This is a genomic window from Hyphomicrobium nitrativorans NL23, assembly GCF_000503895.1.
Taxonomy (GTDB): domain Bacteria; phylum Pseudomonadota; class Alphaproteobacteria; order Rhizobiales; family Hyphomicrobiaceae; genus Hyphomicrobium_C; species Hyphomicrobium_C nitrativorans.
Map to the genome: position 1 here is coordinate 1 of NC_022997.1, position 11,881 is coordinate 11,881.

At 64.0% G+C, this 11,881-nt stretch carries 9 protein-coding genes; 4 read left to right on the forward strand and 5 right to left on the reverse strand.

Features of this window, described 5'->3' with window-relative positions; all coding sequences use genetic code 11:
- Window positions 1-103: 103 nt before the first annotated feature.
- Window positions 104-709: a TRAP transporter small permease subunit gene (locus W911_RS00005; protein ID WP_041316740.1), complete on the reverse strand. Its 606-nt coding sequence runs from the start codon at window positions 707-709 to the stop codon at window positions 104-106.
- Between the two features lie 245 nt (window positions 710-954).
- On the opposite strand from W911_RS00005, the gene W911_RS00010 reads away from it, so the two are divergent.
- Together W911_RS00010 and W911_RS00015 are read left to right on the forward strand one after the other, a co-directional pair.
- The gene (locus W911_RS00010; protein WP_023785456.1) at window positions 955-2,478 is read left to right on the forward strand and encodes a P-loop NTPase; all 1,524 of its coding nucleotides are present in this window, start codon (window positions 955-957) and stop codon (window positions 2,476-2,478) included.
- A gap of 249 nt (window positions 2,479-2,727) precedes the next feature.
- Entirely contained in the window at window positions 2,728-4,026 is a 1,299-nt protein-coding gene (locus W911_RS00015) for a PQQ-dependent sugar dehydrogenase (protein WP_041316059.1), read from the forward strand.
- 65 nt (window positions 4,027-4,091) lie between these two features.
- Here W911_RS00015 and fae read toward each other — a convergent pair whose 3' ends face one another.
- Window positions 4,092-4,640: a formaldehyde-activating enzyme gene (gene fae / locus W911_RS00020; RefSeq protein ID WP_023785458.1), complete on the reverse strand. Its 549-nt coding sequence runs from the start codon at window positions 4,638-4,640 to the stop codon at window positions 4,092-4,094.
- Between the two features lie 303 nt (window positions 4,641-4,943).
- Between fae and W911_RS00025 the strand changes: the two genes are divergently transcribed.
- Both W911_RS00025 and zigA read left to right on the forward strand, forming a co-directional pair.
- Window positions 4,944-7,283 carry a TonB-dependent receptor gene (locus tag W911_RS00025; protein ID WP_041316063.1) on the forward strand — a complete coding sequence of 780 codons (2,340 nt, stop codon included), beginning with the start codon at window positions 4,944-4,946 and terminating at the stop codon, window positions 7,281-7,283.
- Window positions 7,284-7,449: 166 nt separating this feature from the next.
- Window positions 7,450-8,709: a zinc metallochaperone GTPase ZigA gene (gene zigA, locus W911_RS00030; protein WP_023785460.1), complete on the forward strand. Its 1,260-nt coding sequence runs from the start codon at window positions 7,450-7,452 to the stop codon at window positions 8,707-8,709.
- A gap of 280 nt (window positions 8,710-8,989) precedes the next feature.
- Here the strand turns inward: zigA and ahcY are convergent, their stop codons facing one another.
- The 3 genes from ahcY to W911_RS00045 all read right to left on the reverse strand — a co-directional run bounded on the left by ahcY (window position 8,990) and on the right by W911_RS00045 (window position 11,789).
- Entirely contained in the window at window positions 8,990-10,396 is a 1,407-nt protein-coding gene (gene ahcY, locus W911_RS00035) for an adenosylhomocysteinase (protein ID WP_023785461.1), read from the reverse strand.
- A gap of 666 nt (window positions 10,397-11,062) precedes the next feature.
- Window positions 11,063-11,368 carry an HPr family phosphocarrier protein gene (locus W911_RS00040; RefSeq protein ID WP_023785462.1) on the reverse strand — a complete coding sequence of 102 codons (306 nt, stop codon included), beginning with the start codon at window positions 11,366-11,368 and terminating at the stop codon, window positions 11,063-11,065.
- 16 nt (window positions 11,369-11,384) lie between these two features.
- Window positions 11,385-11,789 (reverse strand): PTS sugar transporter subunit IIA, encoded by a 405-nt coding sequence (locus W911_RS00045; protein WP_023785463.1) that lies wholly within the window; start codon window positions 11,787-11,789, stop codon window positions 11,385-11,387.
- Between the last annotated feature and the right edge of the window lie 92 nt (window positions 11,790-11,881).

The following is an 11,881-nucleotide window of genomic DNA, read 5'->3' on the forward strand; positions in this document are numbered from 1 at the left end:
GATTCCAGAATAGCAGCCGGCGTGATTCCCCCCACCCCTAACCCCTCCCCACAAGGGGGAGGGGAACGGCGCGCTTCGCGCAAACGTCCCCCGTCCCGGTTCATCAGGTCCTGTCCCCGTGGGGCGGACCCTCGCCGCCGTCCTTCAGGTCGACGCCCGTCTCGACGACGGTGTCGTGATAGCCGCCCTGCGGGCCGCTCTCGGCGAGGTCTCCGCGCATGATGGCCACGCGTTTGATGATTTCGGAGACGCCCTGAACAAAAAGCAAGGCGAAGGCCACCGGAATGAGGCCCTTGATCGGCCAAAGCACGAGGCCGCCCGCGTTCGGGGACTGCTCGTTATGGGCGTACGAGGCCATGAAGAAGTGCCAGGACGTGACCGCGATGAGCGCCGCGACGGGCAACAGGAAAAGCGAATGGCCGACGAGTTCGATAATGTTGCGCGTGCGCTGCGAAAGGCGGCTGTTCACGATGTCGACGCGGATGTGCTCGTTGGAGACGAGCGCCCAGGGCGCCGCGAGCAGAAACACGAGCGCAAACAGCCACCACTGGACTTCCAGCAGGGCATTCGAGCTCCAGTCGAAGGTCTTGCGGACGACGGCATTCCCCGCGCTAATCACGGCTGCGACCACCACAAGCCAAGCTGCGGCCCGCCCGATCGCCGTGGATGTCCGGTCGATCAGCCGGCTCGTCGCCAGCAGTCCTTTCACCCGTCCCCCTCCCTGGATTTCCCGCGCCTCATCCTTTTCCGGATTTCGCTCCGCCTTCATGGCGCGGCGGCGGCTCGCTTCCTATATCCGATCGGGAGCCAGGGGAGAACTCCGGAGAAACTCCACCGTTGCGCCTCTCCGGCCCATGGCCTAGACGCAGGATTGCCCCTGCGGCGCTCGCTCGCGCGCTCTTCGCGAGCTTGAGCCGGAAAACATCGGAAGAACAAGGAGCGCGGGAGAGCCCTATGTCTGATCTGAAGGAAGAGGTCGTCCAACGGTTGCGGCGCGTCAAGGGACCGGATCTTGACGGAAACATCGTCGATCTCGGTCTTGTCTCAGACGTCCTGATCAAGGACGGGCGGGTTTATTTCTCCATCACGGTCCCGGCCGCGCGGGCGGAAGAGCTGGAGCCGTTGCGCGGAGCGGCCGAGAAGGTCGTGCGCGAGATTGACGGCGTGAGCGGGGTCGTGGCCGTACTCACGGCCGAGGCCGCGCCCGGAAGCGCGCCTGCGGGTGCCGGAAACGGGGCATCGGGGAACGGCCGGGAGCATCCGCGCGTGGCGGAAGCGCGCGCCAGAGGCGCGGCCGGAGACGGTGGCCGCAAGGCCGCTCCGCCCGCTGCGGGTAGCGCACCCGTTCGCCAGACGCAGGGCGTGCCCGGCGTGAAGCACATCGTGGCGGTCGCGTCCGGCAAGGGCGGCGTCGGCAAGTCGACGGTGGCGGTGAACCTCGCGCTCGGCTTCCAGGCCATCGGCCTCAAGGCCGGTATCATGGACGCGGACATCTACGGCCCCTCCCAGCCGCGCCTGCTCGGCATCACCGATCGCCCCGAAGGCGCCGGCGAAAAGAAAATCAAGCCGCTCGAAAACTATGGGCTCAAGGTCATGTCCATGGGCTTCATGGTGGAGGAGGACACGCCCATCGTCTGGCGCGGACCGATGGTGGTCAGCGCGCTCAACCAGATGCTGCGCGACGTCGTCTGGGGCGATCTCGACGTGCTCGTGATCGACATGCCACCGGGCACGGGCGACGTACAGCTCACCATCGCGCAGCAGGTGCCGCTTGCCGGGGCCGTGATCGTCTCGACGCCGCAGGACCTTGCGCTGATCGACGCCCGAAAAGGGCTCGCCATGTTCCGCAAAGTGAGCATCCCCGTGCTCGGCATCGTGGAGAACATGAGCTACTTCATCGCGCCCGATACCGGCGCGCGCTACGACATCTTCGGGCACGGCGGCGCGCGCGCCGAGGCGGAAAGGCTCGACGTTCCGTTTCTCGGCGAGGTGCCGCTCACGATGGAAGTGCGAGAGACCTCGGATGCCGGGCGGCCCGTTGTGGCCACCCATCCCGAGAGCCCGAGCGCGGACATTTTCCGCGCCATCGCGGCCAACGCTTGGTCCGAAATCGAGCGCGTGGCCGGGCGGGGCATGAAGCCGCCCAAGCTCGAAGCCGTACACGGCGGCGAGGCCTTGCGCGTCTCCTTCGCCACGCGTGACGAGCACGAGCTTCCTGCCGAATTCCTGCGCGTGTTGAGCCCGTCGGCCGAAGTGCAGGGGCATTCGAAAGAGCAACGCGTCACAGTCGGCGGCAAGAAGAACGTGAAGATCCGCGAACTGCGCGGCGTCGGAAATTACGCGGTGCGCATCGTGTTCGACGACGGGCACGACACGGGCCTTTTCACGTGGTCCTATCTCCACATGCTGTCGCTGCAGAAAGACAAGCGGTGGGGCGAGTATCTCGCCGAGCTCAAGGAAAAAGGGTTGTCGCGTTAGGCTCAGGCCGTCTTCGGCAGCGCTGCCATAGAAAGTGTGTCTGCGCGCGTTGAGGCACGCGCAGACACACTTCATCCCAGGATCGCGCGGACGGCGCGCTGCTTCGGGTGCTTCATCGCGCCGCGCCGCGTGGAACTATTCCCGGCGCTTTGCCTTACCCTTTGAGCACGCGGCCGCGTCACCTCCCGTCTTTCCTCGATAAGACGCCAAGATCTGCGGCCATGATCTCAACCATGACCGGAGTTCACAATGCCTCGCACACCCTCCCTTCTCGCGGGGACGATGCTGTCAGCCGTTCTCGTCACCACGCCTCTTTTCGCCCAAACCGATAGCGGGACGTCGCCTGCCGAAGAGGTGGAAGGCGTGCCGCCCGCGGATGGAACGGAGGCGCAGCCCATCGGCAAGCCGACGGAAACGCAGCCTCCCAACGCGTCAAATCAGGAACCCGCTTTTGCAGGGCAAACGCGGGCTGCTCAACCCGCCGAAATGCCGAAGGCGGCCTCCGAAATTATTGCGGAGGGTCTCCCCCAGGCGTGGGCGATGCAATTGCTGCCAAACGACCGCATTCTCGTGACCGCCAAAGAAGGCGCGATGCACGTCGTCTATCCGGACGGGAAAGTCAGCGGTGCGCTCGCCGGTGTGCCGGATGTCGACGACGATGGACAGGGCGGTCTGCTGGATGTCGTGCTGGCGCCGGATTTCGAAACGTCGAACCGCATCTTCTTCTCGTTCTCCGAGCCACGAGATGGCGGCAACGGCACCAGCGTCGCCTCCGCGACATTGGCGCTTGACGACGCAGGCGGCGGTGCCCTCAAAGACGTCAAAGTCATTTTCCGGCAGATGCCGACCTACGATGGCGACAAGCACTTCGGCTCGCGTTTGGTCTTCGGTTCCAACGGCGAGCTGTTCGTGACCGTGGGCGAACGCTCCGACAAAGAGGTGCGCGGTCAGGCGCAAGACCTCGGAAGCGGCCTCGGCAAGGTGTTCCGTATCGATCAGGACGGAAAGCCGCTCTCCGACAATCCGTTCGTCGGCAAGGACGGCGCGCTACCGGAAATCTGGAGTTATGGCCATCGCAATCTCCAGTCTGCGGCCCTGGACGGCAACGGACGGCTCTGGACCGTCGAACACGGTCCGAAGGGCGGCGACGAATTGAACCGTCCTGAGGCCGGACTCAACTACGGATGGCCGGAAGTGACCTACGGCGTCGAATACAGCGACGACCCCGTGGGTGCGGGCATCACCGCCAAGGATGGCACCGAGCAGCCGGTCTACTATTGGGATCCCGTCATCGGTCCGTCGGGAATGGCGCTCTATCGCGGCGACGAGTTTCCGGAATGGCGGGACGCGTTTCTCGTCGGCGGTCTCGTTTCGACCGGCCTCGTGGTTCTCCATATCGAAAACGACCGCGTCGCCTACGAAGAGCGCGTGCCGCTCAAAGCGCGCGTGCGCGATGTCCGGGTCGGGGCGAACGGCGCCGTCTACGTGCTGACCGAAGATCCGGATGCGGGCACGTCGAACATTCTGCGCGTTGCGCGCGCCAAGTAGCTCGATTGCGCGTAACAAAAAACCCCGGCGCGATGCGCCGGGGTTTCGCCGGGGTTTCTCTTGGATCAGATCTCGCCCTTGAGACCCTTCTCGAAGTACTTGTGAACGATCTTGTCCTGGTTCTCCAGGAGCCAGTCGATCGAGGGCTCGTTCGACATCGCCTTGTGAATGGCTTTGGTCGTAGCCTCGCGGTGAATGTCGAACAGGATCTTATGATCCAGGTTTTCGATCGTCGACACGGACGGGTTGAGCCAGAGCGAAACGATGATGCCGAGGTCGTTGGCCTTCTCCTTCGGGATGTCGCCGTTTCTCACGGCATCGAGCACGCCCATGGCGGTGGCATACTGCACGGTGCCCATCAGGATGTTGGTGTAGCGCTCGTCCGTCACCGTCACCTTGCTCACGCAGATGGTGGCGGGGCGGATCATGACGTCCGTGTTGAGGAGCGCCAGCACGCGGCTGTGGCCCACGACCTGGTTTCCGAGCAGGTTTGCGAACGCCGTGCCGAGGGGCCCGTCCATTTCGCCGATCGCGACCTCGGGCTCGGCTGCCGTGCCGGGCGGGCCGCCGGCGACCAGGGCTTCACCAACTCGAATTCCAATGCGTCCGCTCATCTTCTCTCTCCGTGCTCGCCCGGGCTTTTTGCCCCGGGTCGTATCCGATCAAGCTCACGGGGCAGCGATACGAACTCGATAGCAGCCCCGTCAACCCCGGACCGGGGGGCGGATGCAGCGCGGCCCAGAAGATGGCGGCGGCGCCTCGCGTCCGCGTGCGGCTGATCCGGCCTGTGACCGATCCGCCACGAGTCAGATACGATCCCCGGAGCTAGACTGGATAATATCACAATTGGCGTTGCCAACGTGCGTGCCTCGCTTTACGCATCGGATAATATAACATCCACGCTCAAGAGGTTTGTGATGCGGACGTCTCAAAGGAAAAGGTTTTCAAGCGCGGTTTTGCCGGCCGCGGCGCTGTTCGCAGCCGCGGCGGCTTCGGCGACCATCACCCACGCGCAGGAGACCGTCACGGATCTTCCGGAGATCGAGGTCACGAGCCCCAGCCCGGTGCGCAAGCAGGCGCGCCGCCCGAGCGCGCCCGCAGCCAGCACGCAAGCCGCCCCTGTTGCGGACTTCGAAGCGCCGCTTCCGGACAACCTGCCCGGCACTTTGATCGTCAGCGACGATACGTTCAGCTCGGTGACGGTGGTGACCGACCGCGACGTTCTGAGCACGAGCGGACAAACGATCACCGAAGCGCTTCAGACGCGCCCCGGCATCATCGGCAGCACGTTCGCGCCCGGCGCAAACCGGCCGATCATCCGCGGTCTCGACAGCTATCGCGTGCGCACGCAGGAGAACGGCATCGGCACGCATGACGTGGCGGCCATTTCCGAGGACCATGCCGTGCCCATCGATCCCAACGCGGGCGACCGCGTGGAGGTCATTCGCGGCCCGGCGACGTTGCGCTACGGGTCGCAAGCCATTGGCGGCGTCGTCTCGGTCGAGAACCAGCGTATCCCGACGTTCATCCCGCGAAACGGTTTCAGCGGCGCGATCCGCGGCGCGGGTACGTCGGTGGACGAAGGAAAGGACGGATCGTTCAAGGCGACGGCCGGATCGAACGGGTTTGCCGTTCACGCCGACGGATTCTGGCGCAAGGCGGACGATTACGATTCTCCGCGCGGCACAGTCGTCAACAGCTTCGTCGAGAGCAAGGGCGGCGCATTGGGCGCGTCGCTCATCGGGCTCGACGGCTTCTTCGGCGTGTCCTTCTCGCGCATCGAGAGCACGTATGGGATTCCGGGACACGAGGCCGAGGAGGGCGTCGATCCCTATATCGATCTCGTGCAGGACAGATACATGGCGCACGGCGAGTGGCGCGTACGCGACGCAGGGATCGAAGCGATCCGCTTCTGGTTCGGCGCGTCCAATTACCGCCATAACGAATGGGCCAAGCACGACCATGGCCACGGCGGGCACGGGCACGGCCATGGGCATGCGCACGATGATGACGACGACGACGTGGATTTTGCGGTTCACTCGCGCTTCAAGAACACGGAGCAGGAAGCGCGCCTCGAACTTCAGCATCTGCCGGTCGGCACATCGCTCGGCACCTTTTCCGGCGCGCTCGGTGTCCATGTCGTGAACCGCGACACCTCGGGTATCGTGCCCGATCCAGACGCCGGTGAATCGCTGCTCGAACCCGCGCATACGCAGAGCGTGGCGGCGTTCTGGTTCGAGGAGCTGGAAATCAATCCGTTCCTTCGCTTGCAGGCCGCCGCACGCATCGAGCACACGACGGTGGACGGAAAAGGCTGGAGCGAGTTCGAAATCGAGGAAGTGCCGCACGGCAACCATTCCCACTTCCACCTCCATCACGAGGATTTCAAAGGCGAGCGCAGCTTTACTCCGGTGAGCGGCAGTCTCGGCCTGCTGCAAAAACTTCCGTTCGACGTGGTCGGCAGGCTCACGGGCTCATATGTCGAGCGCGCGCCCGATGCGGCGGAGCTGTTCTCGAAGGGCATGCATGAGGCGACAGGCACGTTCGAGGTCGGAAATCCGTTTCTCGATGTCGAGAAGGCAACAACGGCGGAAGTCGGCCTCGCGAAGGCGCGCGGCGCTTTCCGGTTCGACGCGTCGGCCTATTACACGCGTTACAACGGCTTCATCTACCGCGCCTTGCAAGGCTATACCTGCGAGGCGGACGGACACGAGTGCGAGCCTGAAGACGAGCATGGACATGGTCACGGCCATGGCCACGGCGGCGCGCACATGTTCGATCTCGTGCATTTCCAGCAGCGGGACGCAAACTTCTACGGCGCAGAGCTGGCCTTCCAATATGACGTCGCGCCGATCTGGAACGGTCTGTGGGGCATCGAAGGCCAGTACGACTTCGTCCACGCCAAGTTCGACGGCGGCGGTTACGTGCCGCGCATTCCTCCGCATCGCCTCGGCGGCGGAATCTACTACCGCGACGCCAACTGGTTCGCGCGGGCCGGCGTTCTTCATGCCTTCGATCAGAACCGCTTCGGCGAAGAAGAGGAAGCGACGCCCGGCTACACACTCGTCTCGGCGGAGCTGAGCTACACGATCCAGGGCGAGACCGTCGACGGCATCGTTCCCGTGGCGACGATCGGCATCAGGGGCGAGAACCTCGCGGACGACGAGGTGCTGAACCACACGTCCTTCAAGCGCCGCGAGGATGTTCTGCTGCCCGGCGCCAACGTGCGGGTGTTCGGCTCGATCAATCTCAACTGACCGGACGCCTACCCCGTCTCCCAAAAAGCGGCGTTCGATCCAAACGGAGGCGCGGTTTCATCCCGCGCCTCTTTTCTTTGGACGCCAGCCTCGAACGACGCCCGCGGGACTTGTGTGTCTCGTTTTGGATGTTATAACATCCGAATATTTCGGAGGATTGATCGATATGGACACAAAGCTCAAAGACCATCTCGAACGCAGTGCGACGCGTATCGACAGGCGCCTGCCCGTGACGGTGCTGTCCGGCTTCCTGGGCGCGGGCAAGACGACCCTACTCAACCACGTCCTCAACAATCGCGAGGGCCTCAAGGTCGCTGTCATCGTCAACGACATGAGCGAGGTGAACATCGACGCCGATCTCGTTTCGAAGGGCGGCGCGAACCTGTCGCGGACGGACGAGACGCTGGTCGAGATGTCGAACGGCTGCATCTGCTGCACGCTGCGCGACGACCTTTTGAAAGAGGTCCGCCGGCTCGCATTGGAACGGCGCTTCGACTATCTGCTCATCGAATCGACCGGCATCGCGGAACCGCTTCCCGTCGCGACAACATTCGAGTTTCGCGACGAGGACGGCCAGAGCCTGTCAGACGTGGCGCGACTCGACACCATGGTGACCGTCGTGGACGCGGCGCATCTGCTGCGGGATTATTCCTCGCAGGATTTCCTGAAAGACCGCGGCGAAACGGCCGGCGACGAGGACGAGCGCCCGCTGGTTCAGCTTCTCGTCGACCAGATCGAGTTCGCCGACGTGATCGTGCTCAACAAGATCGACGTGGCATCGCGCGAAGACGTGGAGGCCGCCCGCGCCATCATCCGGGCGCTCAACTCGGATGCGCGCATCATCGAGACGAGCCACGCGCAGATCGCGGCAAGGGATATCCTCGACACCGGCCTGTTCGACTTCGATGCCGCTCATCGGCACCCTACGTGGTTCAAGGAGCTTAACGGCTTCAAGGATCATCAGCCCGAAACCGAGGAATACGGCATTTCGAGCTTCGTCTATCGCGCGCGCGGGCCATTCGAACCGGAGAAGCTCTACGCCTTCTTCACCAAATCCTGGCCGGGCGTGGTGCGGGCGAAAGGCTTCTTCTGGCTTGCCACACGGCCGCAATGGGTTGGCGAACTCGCGCAGGCCGGCTCATTGGTGCGGCATGAGGCGATCGGCTATTGGTGGGCCGCCGTGCCGAAGAAGAACTGGCCGGAGGAGGACGACCTCGTCGCGCGGATCAACAAGACCTGGCACACCCTCTGGGGCGACCGTCGCCAAGAGATCGTCTTCATCGGAACGCGCGAGATGGACAAGGCCCGTATGATTGCGGAGCTGGATGCGTGCCTGCTGCCGCTCCCCAAGGAAGGCGCCGTCGACACGGGCGCATGGAAGACGCTTCCCGATCCCTTCCCCGAATGGGGCCGCGAAGCGGCCTAAAGCACGTTCAGGTCAGGCGGACTCGCGTTTTTCCCCTCCCACTTGTGGGGAGGGGCTAGGGGTGGGGGGGAAGCCCAACACCAGATGGTGCTCAATCCCCCCCTCCTAACCTCCCCCACGTCATGTCGAAGACATGCCTCCGGCATGAGGGGGGAGGGACAGCGTCGAGTTCGTTTGAAATGAACATGCTCTAAAGCGGCCTATTCCGCCGCCAGCGCCCAGCAAAAAAGCCCCGCCATCGCTGGCGGGGCTTTCGTTTGGTCTGAGCACTTTGCGGAACTTAATAGCGGTAGTGATCCGACTTGTAGGGGCCCTGCTGCGGCACGCCGATGTAAGCGGCCTGCTCGTCCGAGAGCTTCGTCAGCTGCACGCCGATCTTCTCAAGGTGGAGACGGGCGACCTTCTCGTCGAGGTGCTTCGGCAGCGTGTAGACCTTGCGCTCATACTTATCGAGATTGGTGAAGAGCTCGATCTGCGCCAGCGTCTGGTTGGTGAACGACGCGCTCATCACGAACGACGGATGGCCCATCGCGTTGCCGAGGTTCACGAGGCGCCCTTCGGACAACAGGATGATGCGGTGGCCATCAGGGAACTCGATCTCGTCCACCTGCGGCTTGATGTTGTCCCACTTGTAGTTCTTGAGACCCACCACCTCGATCTCGTTGTCGAAGTGGCCGATGTTGCAGACGATGGCCCGATCCTTCATGCCGCGCATGTGATCGGCGGTGATGACGTCCTTGTTGCCGGTCGCCGTCACGAAGATGTCGGCGCGCTTGACCGCATCTTCCATGGTGACGACCTCGTAGCCTTCCATCGCGGCCTGGAGCGCGCAGATCGGATCGATCTCGGACACGAGCACGCGGCAGCCAGCCTGGCGGAGCGAGGCGGCCGAGCCCTTGCCGACGTCGCCGAAGCCCGCAACCATCGCGACCTTGCCGGCCATCATCACGTCCGTGCCGCGGCGGATGCCGTCCACGAGGCTCTCGCGGCAGCCGTAGAGGTTGTCGAACTTGGACTTGGTGACCGAGTCGTTGACGTTGATCGCGGGGAAGAGGAGCTTGCCCTCCTTCTGCATCTCGTAGAGGCGATGCACTCCCGTGGTCGTTTCCTCGGAGACGCCCTTGATCGCCTTGGCGACGGTGCCGAACCAGCCCTTGGGCTTCTCGGAGAGCGTCTTCCTGATGAGCGCGAAGAGAACCTCTTCTTCCTCGGAGCCAGCCTTATCGAGGAACGCCGTATCGCCGCCCTCGGCGCGCACGCCGAGATGGATGTAGAGCGTCGCGTCGCCGCCGTCGTCGAGGATCATGTTCGGCGTGCCGCCGTCGCCCCACTCGAACAGCTTGTGCGTGAAGGCCCAGTATTCCTTCAGCGTCTCGCCCTTGAAGGCGAACACGGGGATACCGGCTGCCGCAATCGCGGCCGCGGCGTGATCCTGGGTCGAGTAGATGTTGCACGAGACCCAGCGGATGTCGGCGCCGAGCGCCTTGAGCGTCTCGATCAGCACCGCCGTCTGGATCGTCATATGCAGCGAACCGGCGATCCGGGCGCCCTTGAGCGGCTGGGAAGGACCGTATTCCTCACGCGTCGCCATCAGACCCGGCATCTCGGTCTCGGCGATGGCGATCTCCTTGCGGCCCCAGTCGGCCAGTGAGATGTCCTTGACGACGTAGTCCTGGAATGAACTCATTGGGATTCCTTGTGTTTTTCTTGCACAGGAGGCGGGCACGCGATCCGGCGGCCCAGGCGATCTCCGCCCCCATATAGCCGCCCAGAGCCTGGACGGCAATAAGATATAAACAAGTCCTTATATGTTTGGTGCGACACAAGCTGCCAGAAGCTTCGGACAAAAAGTGTGGTGCTTTGTGGAGGGCCGCGGCACTTGCCGCGGGTCGCCTTGCTCCCGGGCGCTGCCGCGCCGTTCTTTGGTGCGACACAAGCTGCCAGAAGCTTCGGACAAAAAGTGTGGTGCTTTGTGGAGGGCCGCGGCACTTGCCGCGGGTCGCCTTGCTCCCGGGCGCTGCCGCGCCGTTCTTTGGTGCGACACAAGCTGCCAGAAGCTTCGGACAAAAAGTGTGGTGCTTTGTGGAGGGCCGCGGCACTTGCCGCGGGTCGCCTTGCTCCCGGGCGCTGCCGCGCCGTTCTTTGGTGCGACACAAGCTGCCAGAAGCTTCGGACAAAAAGTGTGGTGCTTTGTGGAGGGCCGCGGCAGTCCATGCGAAGCATAGCTCCGGCGCTCTTTTGTTTGCATGGCTCCGCCATGACCCGCGCGCCGCGTCCAAGCGGAGCTTGGCTTCGCCAAGACGCTCCCGGGCGCTGCCGCGCCGCGTTCGGGGCATGTCCGAAGTGGACCGGGTCAGTCCTCGCCGGCCAGTTCCTCGCCGAAGCCGGTCTCGACAAGATTGACGAGAGCTTCGAGCGCTTCCGGAGCTTCGGCGCCGGAGGCGTTGATATAGAGCGTGGAGCCAGGGCCTGCGGCGAGCATCATGAGGCCCATGATCGAGGTGCCGCCGACCGTCTGACCGTCGCGGGTCACGGTGATGGTGGCGTTGTAGCTCTCCGCGAGCTTCACGAACTTGGCAGACGCGCGCGCGTGCAGCCCCTTGCGGTTGACCACCGTCACCACGGCCTCGGGACGTTTGCTATCGCGGATTTCCGGCATTTCGGCGCTCTCCTGCCTACTGCTCGCCGGACAGCTCTTGGCTGGCCACTTTGATATATTTCCGGCCGGCCTCGCGCGCCAACGTCACGGCTTCGTCGAGCGGAACGTCCGCGCGCAGGCCCGCGAGCTTGACCAGGATGGGCAGATTGATGCCCGCCAGGATCTCGACCTTCGCCTCGTCCATCACGGAAATCGCGAGGTTCGATGGCGTACCGCCGAACATATCGGTCAGGATGATGACGCCGTCGCCCGTTTCGGCGCGGCGCACGGCCTCAAGGATCTCGCTGCGGCGCAGCTCCATATCGTCCTCAGGCCCGATGGAAATGGTCTCCAGCTGCGTCTGGGGGCCGACGATGTGCTCCAGTGCCGCGCGGAATTCTACGGCGAGGCCGCCGTGCGTAACGATCACAAGTCCGATCATCTGGAAGAGCCGTGATTGTTGCGAGTTTTCGATTCGCCGACGCGGAGCCGATCCTCCACACGCCGCGGCCTAACTCTCCATCGCGTCACGAT